At 68.6% G+C, this 17836-nt stretch carries 18 protein-coding genes; 15 read left to right on the top strand and 3 right to left on the bottom strand.

Features of this window, described 5'->3' with window-relative positions; translation table 11 throughout:
- Positions 1 to 44: 44 nt before the first annotated feature.
- The gene (gene spoT / locus H610_RS0120540) at positions 45 to 2153 is read left to right on the top strand and encodes a bifunctional GTP diphosphokinase/guanosine-3',5'-bis pyrophosphate 3'-pyrophosphohydrolase (RefSeq protein WP_028241411.1); all 2109 of its coding nucleotides are present in this window, start codon (positions 45 to 47) and stop codon (positions 2151 to 2153) included.
- Between the two features lie 348 nt (positions 2154 to 2501).
- Positions 2502 to 2882, top strand: a complete 381-nt coding sequence (locus H610_RS0120535) for a RidA family protein (protein WP_028241410.1) — start codon at positions 2502 to 2504, stop codon at positions 2880 to 2882.
- Positions 2883 to 2889: 7 nt separating this feature from the next.
- On the opposite strand, the gene H610_RS0120530 is transcribed toward H610_RS0120535, so the two are convergent.
- Together H610_RS0120530 and H610_RS0120525 are read right to left on the bottom strand one after the other, a co-directional pair.
- Positions 2890 to 3492 carry an OmpA family protein gene (locus H610_RS0120530; RefSeq protein WP_028241409.1) on the bottom strand — a complete coding sequence of 201 codons (603 nt, stop codon included), beginning with the start codon at positions 3490 to 3492 and terminating at the stop codon, positions 2890 to 2892.
- Entirely contained in the window at positions 3489 to 3935 is a 447-nt protein-coding gene (locus H610_RS0120525; protein ID WP_028241408.1) for a FecR domain-containing protein, read from the bottom strand. The genes H610_RS0120530 and H610_RS0120525 overlap by 4 nt, the downstream gene beginning before the upstream one ends.
- Before the next feature lie 356 nt (positions 3936 to 4291).
- On the opposite strand from H610_RS0120525, the gene H610_RS0120520 reads away from it, so the two are divergent.
- The 11 genes from H610_RS0120520 (at position 4292) to H610_RS0120470 (ending at position 13161) form a co-directional block, all read left to right on the top strand.
- Positions 4292 to 5659 (top strand): ABC transporter substrate-binding protein, encoded by a 1368-nt coding sequence (locus H610_RS0120520; protein ID WP_028241407.1) that lies wholly within the window; start codon positions 4292 to 4294, stop codon positions 5657 to 5659.
- Between the two features lie 58 nt (positions 5660 to 5717).
- The gene (locus H610_RS0120515) at positions 5718 to 6623 is read left to right on the top strand and encodes an ABC transporter permease (protein WP_043239242.1); all 906 of its coding nucleotides are present in this window, start codon (positions 5718 to 5720) and stop codon (positions 6621 to 6623) included.
- Positions 6620 to 7492, top strand: coding sequence for an ABC transporter ATP-binding protein (locus tag H610_RS0120510; protein ID WP_084166516.1), 873 nt, complete (start codon positions 6620 to 6622; stop codon positions 7490 to 7492). Before H610_RS0120515 ends, H610_RS0120510 begins: the two co-directional genes overlap by 4 nt.
- A gap of 71 nt (positions 7493 to 7563) precedes the next feature.
- On the top strand, positions 7564 to 8307 hold the full coding sequence (locus tag H610_RS0120505) for a GntR family transcriptional regulator (protein ID WP_028241404.1): 744 nt from the start codon (positions 7564 to 7566) through the stop codon (positions 8305 to 8307).
- Between the two features lie 11 nt (positions 8308 to 8318).
- Positions 8319 to 10055 (top strand): fumarate reductase/succinate dehydrogenase flavoprotein subunit, encoded by a 1737-nt coding sequence (locus tag H610_RS0120500; RefSeq protein WP_028241403.1) that lies wholly within the window; start codon positions 8319 to 8321, stop codon positions 10053 to 10055.
- A gap of 103 nt (positions 10056 to 10158) precedes the next feature.
- Positions 10159 to 10392 carry a 4Fe-4S dicluster domain-containing protein gene (locus H610_RS0120495; RefSeq protein ID WP_028241402.1) on the top strand — a complete coding sequence of 78 codons (234 nt, stop codon included), beginning with the start codon at positions 10159 to 10161 and terminating at the stop codon, positions 10390 to 10392.
- A 10-nt stretch (positions 10393 to 10402) separates the two neighbouring features.
- Entirely contained in the window at positions 10403 to 11362 is a 960-nt protein-coding gene (locus tag H610_RS0120490; protein WP_028241401.1) for a HEAT repeat domain-containing protein, read from the top strand.
- Between the two features lie 82 nt (positions 11363 to 11444).
- Complete coding sequence (fdxA, locus tag H610_RS0120485; RefSeq protein ID WP_028241400.1) at positions 11445 to 11768, top strand: ferredoxin FdxA; 324 nt, start codon at positions 11445 to 11447, stop codon at positions 11766 to 11768.
- A gap of 3 nt (positions 11769 to 11771) precedes the next feature.
- On the top strand, positions 11772 to 11969 hold the full coding sequence (locus H610_RS0120480) for a hypothetical protein (RefSeq protein WP_028241399.1): 198 nt from the start codon (positions 11772 to 11774) through the stop codon (positions 11967 to 11969).
- Positions 11970 to 11995: 26 nt separating this feature from the next.
- A complete protein-coding gene (locus H610_RS24320; RefSeq protein ID WP_043239239.1) occupies positions 11996 to 12334 on the top strand; it encodes a DUF971 domain-containing protein in 339 nt (112 codons plus the stop codon).
- A 50-nt stretch (positions 12335 to 12384) separates the two neighbouring features.
- Positions 12385 to 13161 carry a ferredoxin--NADP reductase gene (locus H610_RS0120470; RefSeq protein WP_028241398.1) on the top strand — a complete coding sequence of 259 codons (777 nt, stop codon included), beginning with the start codon at positions 12385 to 12387 and terminating at the stop codon, positions 13159 to 13161.
- A gap of 226 nt (positions 13162 to 13387) precedes the next feature.
- On the opposite strand, the gene gap is transcribed toward H610_RS0120470, so the two are convergent.
- The gene (gene gap, locus H610_RS0120465; protein ID WP_028241397.1) at positions 13388 to 14404 is read right to left on the bottom strand and encodes a type I glyceraldehyde-3-phosphate dehydrogenase; all 1017 of its coding nucleotides are present in this window, start codon (positions 14402 to 14404) and stop codon (positions 13388 to 13390) included.
- A gap of 169 nt (positions 14405 to 14573) precedes the next feature.
- Here gap and H610_RS0120460 point away from each other — a divergent pair, with 169 nt between their 5' ends.
- Both H610_RS0120460 and H610_RS0120455 read left to right on the top strand, forming a co-directional pair.
- The gene (locus H610_RS0120460) at positions 14574 to 16106 is read left to right on the top strand and encodes an alpha-amylase family glycosyl hydrolase (protein WP_028241396.1); all 1533 of its coding nucleotides are present in this window, start codon (positions 14574 to 14576) and stop codon (positions 16104 to 16106) included.
- A 1-nt stretch (position 16107) separates the two neighbouring features.
- Positions 16108 to 17727, top strand: coding sequence for an alpha-amylase family protein (locus tag H610_RS0120455; RefSeq protein ID WP_028241395.1), 1620 nt, complete (start codon positions 16108 to 16110; stop codon positions 17725 to 17727).
- Positions 17728 to 17836: the final 109 nt, after the last annotated feature.

Here is a 17836-nt window from a genome sequence, read left to right as displayed (position 1 = left end):
CGAAGTCGCCGCTCAAACAGCCCGCACCGGCAAGGAGTCTGACCTTGGCCGGCATCGATTCGCTCGCCGAACGGCTTTCGACCTATCTGGGCCAGGACCAGGTCGACCTGGTCCGCCGCGCCTATTTCTACGCCGAACAGGCGCACGACGGGCAGCGCCGCCGCAGCGGCGAAGCCTACGTGACCCACCCGCTGGCCGTGGCCGGCATCCTCGCCGACATGCACATGGACCATCAGAGCCTGATGGCGGCCATGCTGCACGATGTGATCGAAGACACCGGGATCGCCAAGGAAGCGCTGATCGCCCAGTTCGGCGAGACGGTCGCCGAACTGGTGGACGGGGTCAGCAAGCTGACCCAGATGAACTTCGAGACCAAGGCCGAGGCGCAGGCCGAGAACTTCCAGAAGATGGCCATGGCCATGGCGCGCGACATCCGCGTGATTCTGGTCAAGCTCGCCGACCGCCTGCACAACATGCGCACGCTCGAGGTGCTGTCCGGCGAGAAACGCCGGCGCATCGCCAAGGAAACCCTGGAAATCTACGCGCCCATCGCCAACCGCCTGGGCATGCACAGCATGCGTGTGGAGTTCGAGGACCTCGGTTTCAAGGCCATGCACCCGATGCGCTCCGAGCGCATCCGTGCCGCCGTGCGCCGCGCCCGCGGCAACCGCAAGGAAATCGTCAACAAGATCGAGGAATCGCTGGTCCACTGCCTGGAGCGCGAGGGCCTCGACGGCGAAGTGATCGGCCGCGAGAAGCACCTGTACAGCATCTACCAGAAGATGCGCGGCAAGCATAAGGCGTTCAACGAGATCATGGACGTCTACGCCTTCCGCATCGTGGTCGACAAGGTGGACACCTGCTACCGCGTGCTCGGCGCCGTGCACAGCCTCTACAAGCCGCTGCCGGGGCGCTTCAAGGACTACATCGCGATTCCCAAGGCCAACGGCTACCAGTCGCTGCACACCACCCTGTTCGGCATGCACGGCGTGCCCATCGAGATCCAGATCCGCACCCGCGAGATGGAGGAGATGGCCAACAACGGCATCGCCGCGCACTGGCTGTACAAGTCCAACGGCGAGGAAGCGCCCAAGGGCACCCACGCCCGCGCGCGCCAGTGGGTCAAGGGCGTGCTCGAGCTGCAGCAGCGCGCCGGCAACTCGCTGGAATTCATCGAGAGCGTGAAGATCGACCTGTTCCCCGACGAGGTCTACGTCTTCACGCCCAAGGGCAGCATCATGGAGCTGCCCAAGGGCTCGACCGCGGTGGACTTCGCCTATGCCGTACACACCGACGTCGGCAACAGCTGCATCGCCTGCCGTATCAACCGCCGCCTGGCGCCACTGTCGCAGGCGCTGGAAAGCGGCTCGACGGTGGAAATCGTCACCGCCCCGGGCGCCCGCCCGAACCCGGCCTGGCTCAACTTCGTGGTCACCGGCAAGGCGCGCACGCACATCCGCCATGCGCTCAAGCTGCAGCGCCGCTCGGAGTCCATCAGCCTCGGCGAGCGCCTGCTGAACAAGGCCCTGCAAGGCTTCGAGAGCGGCCTCGACAAGATTTCCGCCGAGCGCATCGCCCAGGTCCTGGCCGAGTACAACATGGACGTGCTCGAGGACCTGCTCGAGGACATCGGCCTGGGCAACCGCATGGCCTACGTCATCGCCCGCCGGCTGCTGGCCAGCGACGGCGAGCAGGCGCCGAACGTCGAGGGCCCGCTGGCGATCCGCGGCACCGAGGGCCTGGTGCTGAACTACGCCAAGTGCTGCACGCCGATCCCCGGAGACCCGATCGTCGGCCATCTGTCGGCCGGCAAGGGCATGGTGGTGCACCTGGAGACCTGCCGAAACATCGCCGAGATCCGCCACAACCCGGACAAGTGCATCTCGCTGTCCTGGTCGAAGGACGTCACCGGCGAGTTCAACGTCGAGCTGCGCGTGGAGCTGGAGCACCAGCGCGGTCTCATCGCTCTGCTGGCCAGCAGCGTCAACGCCGCCGACGGCAACATCGAGAAGATCAGCATGGACGAGCGCGACGGGCGCATCAGCGTCGTCCAACTGGTGGTCAGCGTGCACGACCGTGTGCACCTGGCGCGGGTCATCCGCAAGCTGCGCACCCTCGCCGGGGTGGAGCGGATCACGCGGGTCAAAGCTTGAAGGCGGGCTAGGAAGGCTGGAAGGCTGGAAGGCTGGAAGGCTGGAAGGCTGGAAAGTTTTGACCCGCGGCCAGGCGTTGGGCAGGCCTGCGGCCTGCATCGCCGCGAGGGCGCGCCTCCCACAGGAACCGGAGGGCAACGCTGCCGCTGTCTCGGAGCGAGTTTCCTGAATGAACAGCACTGCGCTCGGGGCGGACTTTTCGTCCAGCCTTCCAGCATTCCAGCATTCCAGCATTCCAGCCTCTTACCTCTTACCTCTTACCTCCAGCCTTCTGCGCATTTGTCGGCTTTTCATCCCCGCCTGCTTTATCCTTGCCTGCTCATACCACGCAAGCCAAGGAGCCCCCGCATGCCCCGCACCGTCATTTCCACCGACAAGGCCCCGGCCGCCATCGGCACCTATTCGCAGGCGATCAAGGTCGGCAGCACCGTCTACCTCTCCGGGCAGATTCCGCTCGACCCGGCCAGCATGGAGCTGGTCGAGGGCTTCGAGGCCCAGGCCGTGCAGGTGTTCGAGAACCTCAAGGCGGTGGCCGAAGCGGCCGGCGGCTCGCTGGCCGACATCGCCAAGCTGAACATCTTCCTCACCGACCTGGGCAACTTCGCCACCGTCAACGAGGTGATGAGCCGCTACTTCCAGCAGCCCTACCCGGCGCGCGCCGCCATCGGCGTGGCCGCGCTGCCGAAGGGCTCGCAGGTGGAGATGGACGCCATCCTCGTGCTCGAGTGAGCGGCGGCTAGCGCAGCAGCACCTCCACCCGCCGGTTGCGCGGCTCGGCCGTGGCGTCCGGCGTGGTCACCAGCAGGTCGCGCTCCCCGTGCGAGCGCACCTGCAACTCCAGTATCCCCAGCCGTTCCACCCCGCGTGCGCGCAGCAGGTCGGCGACCCGCTGGGCACGCAGCAGGCCCATGCGCGCGTTCACCTCGGCAGGGCCGAGGCGGTCGGTGTGGCCAATCACCGACACCGCCACCGGCGCGCGCCGCTGGATGCGCCGGAGCAGATAATCGAGATTGGCCAGCGAGCGCTCGCTGAGGTGGCTGCCGGATTCGTCGAGATACAGCTGGTAGCGCTCCACCGGCGGCGGCAAGGCCGCGCGTGCCGCGGTGAAGTCACGCTCGAGCTGGCCGCCGCCCGGCTGGAACACCCAGGGCCGCGACGCCGACAACGCCAGCGCCTGGCCCGGCGTCTGCAGCACGTAGGGGCCGCTGGCGGTTTCCAGCGTCAGGCTGCCGTCCGGGCCCTGCTCGGCCGGCTGCAGCACCAGATAGCCGGAACTGGCGCAACCGGTGAGCAGCGCCAGCGCGAGCAGCAGCCCCGCCCTCGGCACCCCCCTGGTCATGGCCCCACCTTCAGCAGCATGCGCGCGTCCTGCACGCTGATCACGCCACGGCCGGTCTCGATGCGCAGGGCATCCGGATGCAGCCGCGCCAGCCGGCCCGGCTCCAGGCTCAGGGTGCCGCGACGCATGCGCAGGTACAGTGCCAGGCGGTCGTTCGCCGGATCGAAGCGGTATTCCAGCAGTTCCGCCTCGCTGTCGGGGCCCAGCGCCAGCCGCGTGCCGTCTTCGAAGGTGATTCCCAGCGCCCCGCCGCGCCCGGTCTGCAGGGCGCTGCCGACCACCAGCGCCTGGCCGACCCGGGCCTCGGTGGGATTGCCGCGGGCGACGAGATAGGCCGGTTCCCGCTCGGTCATGACGTAGCCCACCGGCGGTGGCAGCGGCGCGGCCAGCGCCGGGCCGAGCAGCCCGGTGAGCATCAGTGTGGCGATTGTCGTTGTGCGCATCGGTTCCCTTGCGTGCTGAGCAGCCTGCTGCCTTTCGGGCGTCCCCACCCGGCGCCGACCCCAGTGCTAAGGCAGCGAGCGAGGCGGAAAGATTCCCCGGCACGGCTTGCACTACTTGTCCTAAGCGCCCGACGAACGGGTGCGCCGGCGTGGATCGAACGCTCCTGGTGCGCACCAGTGACGCGCATCAGGGCGCCTCGCGGAGGCTGACCGTTCGGTCCGCCCGGGCGTTCCTTTGCTCATGGAAAACAGGGAGATAGCGCTCGCCACGCAGGACGTGGCACGCCCACTGCACCTTTCAGGGCAGGCGTTATGGCCTGTTAGTACAAGTTGCCCATCAGACAAGGTGCACAGCCATGATCAACCGGAAAAGCCTTCTCGCGACCACCCTGCTCGGTTCGGTAGCGCTCTCGGGGCCATTGGCCGCAGAGACCATCCGCATCGGGATCGGCCATCAGAGCATGGTCACCAACACCGTCTCCGGCGGCATCGTGCTGGAAAAGCTGGCACTGATCGACAAGTACCTGCCGACCACCGGAAAGTACGAGGACGCCGACTACCAGATCGTCTTCCGCGACTACGATTCCGGCCCGCCGATCACCAACCAGATGCTCGCCGGCAAGCTCGAGTTCGGCGTCATGGGCGACTACCCGCTGATCGTCAACGGCGCCAAGTTCCAGGAAACCGGCAAGCAGCAGACCCGCTTCATCGCGGTCACCGGCTACAACCTCAAGGGCACCGGCAACGGCATCGTGGTGCCGAAGGACTCGCCGGTGCAGTCGCTCGCCGACCTCGCCGGCAAGAGCCTCTCCACCCCCGTCGGCAGCGCCGCCTGGGGCATGACGCTGAAGGTGCTGCGCGATGCCGGGCTGGCCGACCAGGTCACCCTGGTCAACCAGAGCCCGCCGGTGGGCGCGGCCAACATCGCCGCCGGCAAGATCGACGCGCATGCCGACTTCTGCCCCTGGTCGGAGATCATGGAATTCCGCGGCACCGCGCGGAAGATCTACGACGGCAGCGAGGCCGGCATTCCCACCTTCCACGGCACCGTCGTTCGCGAGGCCTTCGCCAAGCAGTACCCGGAAGTGGTCGAGGCGGTCCTGAAGGCCACCTTGGAGGCGCAGAAGTGGATCCAGGACGATCCCATGCGCGCCGCCACCCAGGTCGCCGAATGGACCGGCGTGGAGAAGGAGGTGCTCTACCTCTACTTCAGCGAGGGCGGCATCTCGACCATGGAGGCGAGCATCAAGCCGCAGTGGATCGAGGCGATGAAGTACGACCATGCGCTGCTGCAGAAGGAAAAGGACGTTCCCGACCTCGACTTCGCCACCTGGATCGACGACAGCTACCTGAAGAAGGCCTACGCCGACATGGGCCTGGACTACGCCGCCCTGGTCGCCAGCGTGGTCAGCCCGGCGCCGCGCGCCGAAGGCCGCAAGCCCGCCGAGATCTGGTTCGCCGAGCGGGGCATCGTCGCCTACGACAGCACTGCCGAGATGCTCGCCGCCGAGCGGCAGGCCAGGGAGGCCGGCCAGGCGATCAACGCCACCTACGTCTACGACAACCTCAGCGGCCTGAAGCTGTTCGGCAAGGCCGCCTACCTGGTCAAGGACCCCAGCGGCGAAGTGGTGGCCTTCATGAAGAAGAGCGACTCGGAGCAACACATCGCCCAGAACAGCGGCAGCGCGCTGCTGAGCGGCCAGCCGGTCGCGATGCTGGACTGACGACGCCAGCCCGCGCCCCTGGCGGGCGCGAGCGAACCCTGCAGCCGAGGATCACCCGATGAGTGTCAAACCCAACCCCGCGTTCGAACCCGCCGAGCCCACGCCGGCGCCGCTGCCGACGCCCCGGCTGGCCGCCGCGCCGAGCCCGGCCGACGCGCCCGCCGTCACCCTGCCGCGCCGACGCCTGCCGGCGATGACCGGGCGCTACCTGGTCCGTGCCCTGGCCCTGCTGATGGCGCTGGTCGTCTGGCACGTGGCGACCGTCACCGGCTTCAACTTCTTCGTCAACTTCGAGAACGTCCCGGCGCCGCTGGTGGTCGGCCAGACCCTGCTGGCCGAGCTGGCCAGCCGCGATTTCTACCTGCACATCGCCCACAGCCTCGGGCGCGTGGCCCTGGCCTACGCCTACGCGGTGGTGCTCGGCGTGCTCACCGGGGTGCTGATCGGCCGCTCGCGCTGGGCCGAGGACATCATCCTCCCGTACATCGAGCTGTTCCGGCCGATCCCGGCGGTGGCCTGGATTCCGCTGGCGATCCTGATGCTGCCGACCGAACAGTCGAGCATCGTCTTCATCACCTTCCTCGGCGCCTTCTTCCCGATCGTGCTGAACACCGTGCACGGCGTCGAGCAGACCCCGGACGTGCTGGTGCGCGCCGCCCGCAGCCTGGGCGCGAACAATCGCGCGATCCTCTGGCACGTGGTGATCCCCGGGGCCATGCCGAGCATCGTCGCCGGCCTGGCGATCGGCATGGGCGTGGCCTGGTTCTCCCTGCTGGCCGGGGAAATCATCAGCGGCCAGTACGGCATCGGCTACTTCACCTGGAATTCCTACACCCTGGTGCAGTACCCAGAAATCATCATCGGCATGCTCACCATCGGCGGCCTCGGGACCCTCAGCACGCTGCTCGTGCGCAAGGCCTGCACGCCGCTGCTGCGCTGGCAAGCGAAGGGGGGCCGGCCATGAACGCCGTGGTATCCGACAACCGTCTCGCCATCCTCGACCACAGCCGCCTGCGGTCCAGGGCCAGCGCCAAGGGCGAAGGCCGCGGCCACGTCAGCGTGCGCGGCCTGAGCATCGAGTTCGACCACAACGGCGGCAAGCGCGCCGCGGTGCAGAACGCCGAACTGGACATCCGCCCCGGCGAGTTCGTCTGCCTGCTCGGCCCCTCGGGCTGCGGCAAGTCGACGCTGCTCAACGCCATCGCCGGCTTCGTCCAGCCGACCCGCGGCACCCTCAGCGTCGACGCCCAGCCGGTCGCCGGCCCCGGGCCGGACCGCGGCATGGTGTTCCAGCAGCATTCGCTGTTCCCCTGGAAGACGGTGCGCGAGAACGTCGCCTTCGGCCCGCTGATGGCCGGCGTCGGCCGCCAGGAAGCGACCAGCGTGGCGCGCACCTTCCTCTCGCTGGTCGGCCTGGCAGCCTTCGAGGACGCCTACCCCGGCACGCTCTCCGGCGGCATGCAGCAGCGCGTCGGCATCGCCCGCGCGCTGGCCAACTACCCCAGCGTGCTGCTGATGGACGAGCCGTTCGGCGCGCTCGATGCACAGACCCGGATCATGATGCAGGAGAACCTGCTGGAGATCTGGCGCGAGTTCCGCAACACCGTGGTGTTCGTCACCCACGACATCGACGAGGCGGTATTCCTCTCCGACCGCATCGTGGTGATGAGCGCCAGCCCCGGCCGGATCATCGCCGACATCCGTGTCGAGCTGCCGCGGCCGCGCGAGCAGACGCTGCTCACCAGCGCCGAGTTCATGGACTACAAGCGCCAGTGCCTGGACCTGATCCGTCAGGAAACCCTGCGCGCCTTCCAGCAGCAGAACGGAGGCTGAGCCATGCACACGCCCCGTTCCTTCGCACCCACGCTCGACATGACCTGTCATGACAGGCCGGAGGCACGCCCATGACCCGTCTCGAATCCTTCGCCCCCGGCCAGTCGCCGCTGCCGCTGTACGTGCAGATCCGCGACGACCTGCGACGCAAGATTCTCGAGGGCACCTACGCCGTGCACGAGCGGCTGCCCTCGGAAAACGAGCTGATGAACGCCTTCGGCGTCAGCCGCATCACCATCCGCCAGGCGCTGCGCGACCTGCACAACGAGGGCCTGGTGTTCAGCGCCCAGGGCAAGGGCACCTACGTCAGCAAGCCGAAGGCGGTGCAGAACGTGCAACGCCTGCAGGGCTTTGGCGAGGCCATGGCCGCCCAGGGCTACGAGGCCACCGCGCGGCTGCTGTCGATCCAGGAGCACAAGCCGCCGAAGGCCGTCGCCGCCGCGCTGCGGCTGGCGCCCGGCGAGGAAGTGGTGGAGGTCAGGCGCGTGCGCTTCCTCAACCGCGCGCCGGTCTGCGTGGAGAACAGCTACTTCCCGCTGGACATCGGCCGGCGGCTGTTCGGCCTGGACCTGTCCGGCGACATCTTCCCGATGCTGGAAAACCGCTTCGGCATCGCCCTCGGGCACGCCGACATCGGCCTCGACGCCACCCTGGCCGGCGAGGAACACCAGCACGGCCTCGGCCTGAAGGCCGGCGAACCCATCCTGCGCGTCGAGCGGCTGACCCACGACCGGGCCGGCCGGCCCATCGATTTCGAATACCTGTGCTACCGCGGCGACGCCTTCAAGTACCAGTTCCGGGTGGACCGGAAATAGAGGAGACCACCATGACCACGATCCACGACATCCCCGTCATCGAGACCGACGTGCTGGTGATCGGCGGCGGCACCGCCGGCCCGATGGCCGCCGTCACCGTCAAGGAGCAGGACCCGACCCTCAAGGTGCTGCTGCTGGAAAAGGCCAACGTCAAGCGCTCGGGCGCCATCTCCATGGGCATGGACGGGCTCAACAACGCGGTGGTCCCCGGCCACGCCACCCCGGAGCAGTACGTCAAAGAAATCACCATCGCCAACGACGGCGTGGTGCATCAGCCGGCGCTGATGGCCTACGCCACCCGCTCGTTCCCGATGATCGAGAAGCTCGACGCCTGGGGCGTGCACTTCCAGAAAGACGAGACCGGCGACTACGACATGAAGAAGGTCCACCACCTCGGCACCTACGTGCTGCCGATGCCGGAGGGCCACAACGTCAAGAAGATCCTCTACCGCCGCCTGCGGCGCATGCGCATAGAGATCGAGAACCGCTTCGTCGCCACCCGCCTGCTGAAGGACGCCAGCGGCCGCATCGCCGGCATGATCGGGGTGAACACCCGCACCGCCGAGCCGATCATCATCCGCGCCAAGGCGGTGATCATGGCCACCGGCGCCGCCGGGCGCATCGGCCTGCCGAACTCCGGCTACCTGTTCGGCACCTACGAGAACCCGGCCAACTGCGGCGATGGCCACGCCATGGCCTATCACGTCGGCGCCGACCTGGCGAACCTCGAGTGCTTCCAGGTCAACCCGCTGCTCAAGGACTACAACGGCCCGGCCTGCGCCTACGTCACCGGCCCGCTCGGCGGCTTCACCGCCAACGCCTACGGCGAGCGCTTCATCGAGTGCGACTACTGGTCCGGACAGATGATGCTGGAGTTCTTCAAGGAGCTCGAATCCGGCACCGGCCCGGTGTTCCTCAAGCTCGACCACCTGGCCGAGGAAACCATCCAGGAGATCGAGACCGTCCTGCACACCAACGAGCGTCCCTCGCGCGGGCGCTTCCACCAGGGCCGCCACGTCGACTACCGCCAGCGCATGGTGGAGATGCACATCTCCGAGATCGGCTTCTGCTCCGGCCACTCGGCCTCCGGCGTGTGGACCGACGAGACGGGCGCGACCACCGTGCCCGGGCTGTTCGCTGCCGGCGACATGGCCTCGGTGCCGCACAACTACATGCTCGGCGCCTTCGTCTACGGGCAGATCTGCGGCGAGAACGCCGCCGCCTTCGCCAAGGAACACGACGTTCCGCAGCTGGACGAGGCCTTCATCGCCGGGGAGCTGGCGCGCATCCAGGCGCCGCTGAAGGTCACCGACGGCATCCCGCCGGAGCAGATGGAATACAAGGTGCGCCGACTGGTGAACGACTACCTGCAGCCGCCGAAGGTGACCAGGAAAATGGAGATCGGTCTCGAGCGCATCCTCGCCGTGCGCGAGGACGTGCCCAGGCTGGCCGCCTCCGACCCCCACGAACTGCTCCGCGCCCTGGAAGTGCAATCGATCATCGATTGCGCCGAGATGGCCGCGCGCGCCTCGCTGTACCGCACCGAATCGCGCTGGGGCCTGTACCACTACCGGGTCGACTGCCCCGAGCAGGACAACGCCGAGTGGTTCTGCCACACCCGCCTGTTCAAGGACGCCGACGGCCGCATGGCCCACGGCAAGCGGCCGATCGCCGACTACATCGTGCCGCTGGGCGAGGAGAAGGACGCCTACAACCGGCTGCGCGTGAAGAGGGCCGCCAACGGCTGATGCACCCGTGGGAGCGGTCTGGACCGCGCGCTTTTCACGACCCGCTCGCGGTCGGGACGGCTCCCGCAACCAACCTGACAACGCCTGATTCGAGGAAAACCCCATGCCCGTAGCCAACCACCGCTCCGCCGTCCCGGTCATCGTCGACGAGGACAAGTGCATCGCCGACAAGGGCTGCCGCGTGTGCATCGAGGTGTGCCCGCTGGATGTCCTGTGGATCAACGAGGACACCGGCAAGGCGCACATGAAGTACGACGAATGCTGGTATTGCATGCCGTGCGAGGCGGACTGCCCGACGGATGCGGTGAAAGTGAACATCCCCTACCTGCTGCGCTGAGGGCCTGCCCATGAAGACCTACGACGACCCCATGCTGCAGGAGATCGCCGACAACCTCGCCTCCAGCGACCCGGGCATCCGCCGCGTGGCGGTGCTCGAGCTGGTCGACTGCGGCGAGCCGGAAGCCGCCGAGCTGCTGATCCTGGCGCTGAACGACCCGGACCCGGCGGTGCGCCAGGAGGCGGCCAAGGTGGTCGACGAGTTCGACGCTGCGGATATCGCCGACGCCCTGATCGCCGCGCTGCAGGACAGCGACGAGGTGGTGCGCAACGCCGCCGCCCACGCCCTGGCCGACCTCAAGGACCCGGCCGCCGCCGTGCCGCTGCTCGAAGCGCTGGAGGGCAGCGACGACCCCTTCGTCATCGCCGGCATCCTGCGCGCGCTCAAGCCGCTGCGCAATGCCGGGGCCCAGGCGCCGGCGCTGCAGCGCCTCCGGCATGCCGACCCGGGCGTGCGCCGCGAGGCGGTGGCGGTGATCGGCTGGCTCAGGCAGACCGAGAACCTGCCGGCGCTGATGGAGCGCGCCCAGCACGACGAGGACGCCGAGGTGCGCCGCGCCGCCACCGGCGCGCTGGTCTACGCCAGCCCCGAGCGGGTCGGCCCGACGCTGATCGGCATCCTCCACGACGAACACTGGCAGGTGCGCGTCGAGGCTGCGGTGAGCATCGGCAAGCTGGATTACCAGGCCGGCCTGCAGCCGCTGGTGGAAGCCACCCACGACAGCTTCTGGCAGGTCCGCGAGAAGGCCGTCGATGCGCTCGGCAAGCTCGGCTCCGTCGGCGCCATCCCGGCGCTCGGCGTCTGCGCCCGCGACCCCATGAGCAACCTGCGCAAGGCCGCCATCGGCGCGCTCGGCGCCATCGCCCACAACGACGGCCGGCCCTTCGTCGAAGCGGCCATGGACGATCCCGATCCGGACGTGCGCAAGCTGGCCCGCTGGGCCATGTCGAAACTCGACGCTGCCGCCTGAGCCCCGCACGCCCTTTTGCCCCCTCTCCCCTCGGAGAAGAGGGCTGGGGTGAGGGGCTGGCGATCCTGAGGAGTCACCGAACATGACCTACGTCGTTACCGAAAACTGCATCCGCTGCAAGTACACCGACTGCGTGGAGGTCTGCCCCGCCGACTGCTTCCACGAGGGCCAGAACTTCCTCGTGATCAACCCCGAGACCTGCATCGACTGCAGCCTCTGCGCGCCGGAGTGCCCGGCCGACGCGATCTTCGCCGACAACCAGATCCCGCCGGATCAGGCGCACTTCATCGAGCTGAACGCCGAACTGGCCGAGGTCTGGCCGGTGATCACCCAGACCGGCCAGCCGCTGGCCGAAGCCGAGGACTGGGTCGACCGGGGCGGCAAGCTGCAGTTCCTGGAGCGCTGAAGCATGCCCCAACTTGTCATGACGAGTGGGCTGCGCCACGCCCTGCTGGCGCTGCTGGCGATCGCCGCCGCGGTGCTCGGCAGTGCGCGGCCGCCGGAGACACCGCTCGCCCGCCTGCGCAGCCCGGAAGTGCCGGCGCTGCTGCTGAGCGGCGAGCCCTGGCGCCGGCCGCTGTCGCTCGTCACCTTCGAACACCGCTAGGGGCCCGACGCCCCGGGAGCTCACGCATGAACGCCGCCACCGCCTCATTCGCCACCGCGCCGCAGCAGGTCACCGCCGCGCCGAAGGAAATCCGCCTGCGCCGCGCGCGCAGGACCCTCGAACTGACCTGGCCGGACGGCCTGCACAGCGAGGTCAGCTGTCTGGCCCTGCGCAAGGCCTGCGCCTGCTCGAACTGCCAGCTCGCCCAGCAGCGCGGCGCGCTGACCCTGATCGACGCCGAGGTCGGCATCGACCGCCTGGAGCTGTCCGGCGTCAGCGGCCTGCAGCTGTACTTCAGCGACGGCCATTTCCGCGGCCTCTACCCCTGGGGCTACCTGCGCGACATCAGCGAGCGGCTGGCCTGAACGGCCCGCCCGCGCCCTGCTCTTTTATCGCAACCATTGGAGGTCGACCCATGTCCGCACTCGGCACCGAAAGCGTTCTCAGCGTCCATCACTGGAACGACACCCTGTTCAGCTTCCGAACCACCCGCGATCCGGCCCTGCGCTTCGAAAACGGCCACTTCGTGATGATCGGCCTCGGCGTGGAAGGCAAGCCGCTGCTGCGCGCCTACAGCATCGTCAGCGCCAACCACGACGAGCACCTGGAATTTCTCAGCATCAAGGTGCCCGACGGCCCGCTCACCTCGCGCCTGCAGCACCTGAAGGCCGGCGACCCGATCTTCGTCAGCCGCAAGCCGGTCGGCACCCTGGTGATGCACGACCTGCGCCCCGGCCGGCACCTGTACCTGTTCGGCACCGGCACGGGGCTTGCGCCCTTCATGAGCATCGTCCGCGACCCCGAGGCCTACGAGCGCTTCGAGAAAATCATGCTGGTGCACTGCGTGCGCGAAGTCAGCGAACTGGCCTACCACGACTACCTGACCCACGAGTTGCCGGCGCACGAATTCCTCGGCGAGGAAGTGCGCGCCAAGCTGCTCTACTACCCGACGGTGACCCGCGAGCCGTTCCGCAACACCGGGCGCATCAGCACCCTGATCGAGACCGGCAGGCTCACCGACGACCTCGGCCTGCCGCGGCTCAACCCCGAGACCGACCGGGTGATGCTCTGCGGCAGCCCGGCGATGCTCGACACCCTCACCGGCCAGCTCGACGCCCTCGGCTTCGAAGCCTCGCCGAGCCAGGGCGTGTCCGGCGACTATGTGATCGAGCGAGCGTTCGTGGAGAAGTGATTATCGCGGTCGAGCGCCAGACGCTCGGCACCTTCGCCCCTCATCCGGCCCTGCGGGCCACCTTCTCCCGGAGGGAGAAGGGAAAGCCCCGCGCATCGGCGTATGTGTAGGAGCAGGCTGCCTGCGACCGAGGCCAGCTCCCTCAGGAGAAACCATTGTCGCGGTCAAAACCGCTCCCACAGGACTTGGCACTGTCCTTGTGGGAGCGGTCTCGACGGCGAATCGCTCACTCTCTCCTGGCCGCCTCCGCCCAGGCCAGCGCCACGTCGATCATGCGGTTGGCGAAGGCCCATTCGTTGTCGTACCAGGCCAGCACCTTGACCAGTTCGCCCTGTACGCGGGTGTGGTTGAGGTCGGCCACGCAGGACACCGGGTAGCCGTTGAAGTCGCTGGAGACCAGCGGCAGCTCGTTGCACTCCATCACCCCCAGCGGGAACTGCCGGGCGCCCTCGCGCAGGGCGGTGTTGACCACCTCGGCGCTGGCCGGCGGCTGCTCGGCGGTGAAGGTGAGGTCGACCACCGAGACGTTCGGCGTCGGCACCCGCACCGCCAGACCGTCCAGCCGCCCGGCCAGCTCCGGCAGCACCAGGCCGATGGCCTTGGCCGCGCCGGTGGTGCTGGGGATCATCGACAGCGCCGCCGCCCGGGCGCGGTAGAGGTCGCGGTGGGTCTTGTCCAGCAGGTTCTGGTCGTTGGTGTAGGAATGCACGGTGTTCACCAGGCCCTGGCGGATGCCGATGGTCTGGTGCAGCACCTTGGCCAGCGGCGCCAGGCAGTTGGTGGTGCAGGAGGCGTTGGAGACCACCTGCTGCCGGGCGTCGAGCAGGTGGTGGTTGACGCCGTAGACCACCGTCAGGTCGGCGCCGTCCAGCGGGTGCGAGGCGAGCACCCGCGGCGCCCCCGCGGCGAGGTGCTGGTCGATGTCCTTGCGCTTCTTGAAGCGCCCGGTGCACTCGAACACCAGGTCCACGCCCATGGACTTCCAGGGCAGCTGCGCCGGTTCCTTCTCGGCCAGCAGGCGAATCGACTGGCCGCGGATCTGCATCACGTCGTCGTGCACGTCGATCTGCCCGGCGAAGCGGCCGAAGGTGGAGTCGAAGCGCGTGAGGTGCGCCAGGGTGGCGTTCTCGCTGAGGTCGTTGATCGCCTCGACGTGGATGCGGCTTTCCAGTTCGCGTTCGAACAGTGCGCGCAGGACCGCGCGGCCGATGCGGCCGTAGCCGTTGAGGGCGATACGCAGCATGTCGGTCTCCCCGGTGATGTGCCTGTCCCCCTTAGGTGCGGTCATGGCGGCTGCGTTCCCCCCGTTGCGTCGAAGCGACGACCGGCAGCCTGAACCCGCTCAGCCGCAGGCCGGTCACATGCGAACAGGCCGCGACGGCCTGCCCTCGAAACCGGCAAGGGGACCTGCGATGAGCGACTCCAAGACCGAGCCCTGGTGGAAAGGCGCGACCGTCTACCAGATCTACCCCCGCTCCTTCGCCGACAGCAACGGCGATGGCATCGGCGACCTCAACGGCGTGCTGCGCCACCTGGACTACCTGCAGCAGCTCGGCGTCGAGGCGCTCTGGCTGTCGCCGATCTTCCGCTCGCCGATGGCCGACGCCGGCTACGACGTCAGCGACTACCGCGACATCGATCCGCTGTTCGGCTCGCTGGCCGACATCGACCGGCTGATCGCCGAGGCCCACGCGCGCGGCATCCGCCTGCTGCTGGATTTCGTGCCCAACCACACCTCCGACCAGCACCCCTGGTTCCTCGAGTCGCGCAGCTCGCGCGACAATCCCAAGCGCGACTGGTACATCTGGCGCGACCGGCCGAACAACTGGCGCGCGGCGCTGAACGCCGGCAGCGCCTGGACCTGGGACGCGCACACCGGCCAGTACTACCTGCACCTGTTCCTGCCGCAGCAGCCGGACCTCAACTGGCGCAACCCGAAGGTGGTCGCAGCCATGCAGGACGTGCTGCGCTTCTGGCTCGACCGTGGCGTCGACGGCTTCCGCATCGACGTGGCGCACTGCACCGGCAAGGACGAGAACTTCGCCGACGAGCCGCGCTGCCTGACCCACCCGCTCGCCGATTTCAACGACCAGGCCTACAGCCACGAGGTGCTGCGCGGGCTGCGCCGGGTGGTCGAGGAATACCCCGGCGAACGCGTGCTGGTCGGCGAGGTGAACATCCGCTCCAGCCTCCAGGTGCTGCAGTACTACGGGCAGGGCGACGAGCTGCACATGTCGTTCAACTTCCTGCCGCTGGACGCGCAGTGGGACGCCGGGCACTTCCAGGCCTGCATCGGCGAGATCGAACGGCTCTACGAACCGGCCGACGCCTGGCCGACCTGGGTGCTGTCGAACCACGACAACCGCCGCCATCGCACCCGCTACGGCGGTTCGCTGGCCCGCGCACGGGCCGCCGCGGTGATGCTGCTGACCCTGCGCGGCACGCCCTTCATCTTCCAGGGCGAGGAGCTCGGGCTGGAGGACGCGCCGATCACCGCCGAAACCCGCGTCGACCCGGGCGGCCGCGACGGCTGCCGCGCGCCCATTCCCTGGCGCGCCGAGCCGCCGCACGGCTGGGACGGCGGCAGGCCCTGGCTGCCGTTCCCGCCGCAGGCCGGCGAACTGGCCGCCGAGCGCCAGCAGGGCGCGCCCGGCTCGGTGTTCGAGCTGTACCGCCGGCTGATCGAGGCCCGCAGGCACAGCCCGGCGCTGCGCCTGGGCGGCTGGGCGCAGCTCGATGCGCCGCCGTCGGTACTGGCCTACCGCCGCGAGCACGGCGGCGACCGGCGCATCGTCGTCATCAACTACGCCGACCAGCCGCTGAGCTGCCCGCTCGACGGCCGCTGGCAGGTGCAGATCGCCAGCGACGGCGGCGGCGAGGGCCAGCCCTACGCCGGCCGGCTGGCCGCCAGCCAGGCCCTTCTCCTTTGCCCACAGGACAGCTGACATGCGCCCACTCTGGTATCGCAACGCGGTGATCTATCAGATCGACCCGACCCTGTTCCGCGACAGCAACGGCGATGGCTGCGGCGACCTGCCGGGCATCAGCGAGCGCCTGGACTACATCCGCGGCCTCGGCGCCACGGCCGTCTGGCTGATGCCTTTCTACCGCTCGCCGTTTCGCGACGCCGGCTATGACGTCAGCGACCACCTGTCGGTCGACTCGCGCTTCGGCGACCTGGCCGACGTCGTCGAGCTGCTGGAAAAGGCCGAGGAACGCGGCCTGCACGTGATCATCGAGCTGGTGGTGCAGCACACCTCAATCGAGCACCCCTGGTTCCAGCAGGCGCGCCGCGACCGCGACTCGCCCTACCGCGACTACTACCTGTGGGCGGACGAGCCGAACGATGAGGTCGAGCCGATTTTCCCGACCATCGAGGACAGCGTCTGGAGCTGGGACGAGGAAGCCGGGCAGTACTACCGCCACCTGTTCTACAGCCACGAGCCGGACCTGAACCTGGAGAACCCGCGGGTGGTCGAGGAGATCGAGCGGATCATGGCCTTCTGGCTGCGCCTCGGGGTCTCCGGCTTTCGCGTCGACGCCGCCTCGCACCTGATCGAACAGGCCGGCGGCGGCGACCCGGACAAGGGCTACTGGCTGCTCGAGCACATGCGCGACTTCGTCACCCTGCGCCGCCCCGAGGCGGTGCTGCTGGGCGAGGTGGACGTCGAGCCGCAGCAGTACAAGGACTATTTCGGCGAAGGCGACCGGCTGACCCTGCTGCTGGACTTCTGGGTCAACAACCACTTCTTCCTCGCCCTGGCACGCAACCAGGCCGAGCCGCTCGCCCGCGCCCTGACACACCAGCCGGACCCGCCGCGGCGCGCGCAATACGCCATCTGGATGCGCAACCACGACGAACTCGACCTGGAGCGGTTGACCGAAGAAGAGCGCGAGGAGGTCATGCAGGCCTTCGCCCCCGACCCGGACATGCGCGCCTACGACCGCGGCATCCGCCGCCGCCTGGCGCCGATGCTCGACGGCGACGAGCGCCGCCTGGCCATGGCCCACGCCATCCTCTTCTCGCTGCCGGGCACACCCATCGTGCGCTACGGCGAGGAGATCGGCATGGGCGACGACCTGTCGCGCGAGGAGCGGCTGTCGGTGCGCACGCCCATGCAATGGTCGAACGAGCCGAACGCCGGCTTCTCCTGCGCGCCGGCCGAGCGCCTGGTGGTGCCGGTGATCGACGAGGGGGCGTTCGGCTACCAGAAGATCAACGTCTATGCGCAGACCCTGCGCGACAACTCGCTGCTGGCCAAGACCGGCAACATGATCCGTACCCGCATCGGCCTGCGCGAGGTGGGCTGCGGCCGTTACCGGGCGGTGGACGTGGACGCGCCCTCGGTGTTCGCGGTGCGCCACGACGATGACTCCACGGTGCTGATGCTGGCCAACCTGGCCGACCAGGAAGTGACCGTGGAGGTGCACGACCGCGACCTCGAGGACTTCGTCGACCTGCTGGCCGACACCGACTACGAACAGCCCAAGGGCCACCCGCTGAAGCTGCACCTCGGCCCGTACGGCTACCGCTGGCTGCGCCGCAAGCAACACCTGTTCGGCTGATGCCATGGCCACCGTGCTCGGCTTCGAAGTCTAAAGAGCGCTAGACCCGCCCTGTGGGAGGCCGCACGCGCCGTGGGAGGCCCGACCTCGGGGCGATCGCTCTTGGGCC

The sequence above is a fragment of the Stutzerimonas azotifigens DSM 17556 genome (assembly GCF_000425625.1).
In the GTDB taxonomy this organism is placed as follows: Bacteria; Pseudomonadota; Gammaproteobacteria; order Pseudomonadales; family Pseudomonadaceae; genus Stutzerimonas; species Stutzerimonas azotifigens.
This window is presented reverse-complemented; position numbering and strand designations above follow the sequence as displayed.

Bases quoted from the DNA above. Each gene is read 5' to 3' on its own strand.
- H610_RS0120535 (WP_028241410.1), top strand. From the start codon at position 2,502: ATGCCCCGCACCGTCATTTCCACCGACAAGGCCCCGGCCGCCATCGGC.
- H610_RS0120530 (WP_028241409.1), bottom strand. From the start codon at position 3,492: ATGACCAGGGGGGTGCCGAGGGCGGGGCTGCTGCTCGCGCTGGCGCTG.
- H610_RS0120525 (WP_028241408.1), bottom strand. From the start codon at position 3,935: ATGCGCACAACGACAATCGCCACACTGATGCTCACCGGGCTGCTCGGC.
- H610_RS0120520 (WP_028241407.1), top strand. From the start codon at position 4,292: ATGATCAACCGGAAAAGCCTTCTCGCGACCACCCTGCTCGGTTCGGTA.
- H610_RS0120515 (WP_043239242.1), top strand. From the start codon at position 5,718: ATGAGTGTCAAACCCAACCCCGCGTTCGAACCCGCCGAGCCCACGCCG.
- H610_RS0120510 (WP_084166516.1), top strand. From the start codon at position 6,620: ATGAACGCCGTGGTATCCGACAACCGTCTCGCCATCCTCGACCACAGC.
- H610_RS0120505 (WP_028241404.1), top strand. From the start codon at position 7,564: ATGACCCGTCTCGAATCCTTCGCCCCCGGCCAGTCGCCGCTGCCGCTG.
- H610_RS0120500 (WP_028241403.1), top strand. From the start codon at position 8,319: ATGACCACGATCCACGACATCCCCGTCATCGAGACCGACGTGCTGGTG.
- H610_RS0120495 (WP_028241402.1), top strand. From the start codon at position 10,159: ATGCCCGTAGCCAACCACCGCTCCGCCGTCCCGGTCATCGTCGACGAG.
- H610_RS0120490 (WP_028241401.1), top strand. From the start codon at position 10,403: ATGAAGACCTACGACGACCCCATGCTGCAGGAGATCGCCGACAACCTC.
- fdxA (WP_028241400.1), top strand. From the start codon at position 11,445: ATGACCTACGTCGTTACCGAAAACTGCATCCGCTGCAAGTACACCGAC.
- H610_RS0120480 (WP_028241399.1), top strand. From the start codon at position 11,772: ATGCCCCAACTTGTCATGACGAGTGGGCTGCGCCACGCCCTGCTGGCG.
- H610_RS24320 (WP_043239239.1), top strand. From the start codon at position 11,996: ATGAACGCCGCCACCGCCTCATTCGCCACCGCGCCGCAGCAGGTCACC.
- H610_RS0120470 (WP_028241398.1), top strand. From the start codon at position 12,385: ATGTCCGCACTCGGCACCGAAAGCGTTCTCAGCGTCCATCACTGGAAC.
- gap (WP_028241397.1), bottom strand. From the start codon at position 14,404: ATGCTGCGTATCGCCCTCAACGGCTACGGCCGCATCGGCCGCGCGGTC.
- H610_RS0120460 (WP_028241396.1), top strand. From the start codon at position 14,574: ATGAGCGACTCCAAGACCGAGCCCTGGTGGAAAGGCGCGACCGTCTAC.
- H610_RS0120455 (WP_028241395.1), top strand. From the start codon at position 16,108: ATGCGCCCACTCTGGTATCGCAACGCGGTGATCTATCAGATCGACCCG.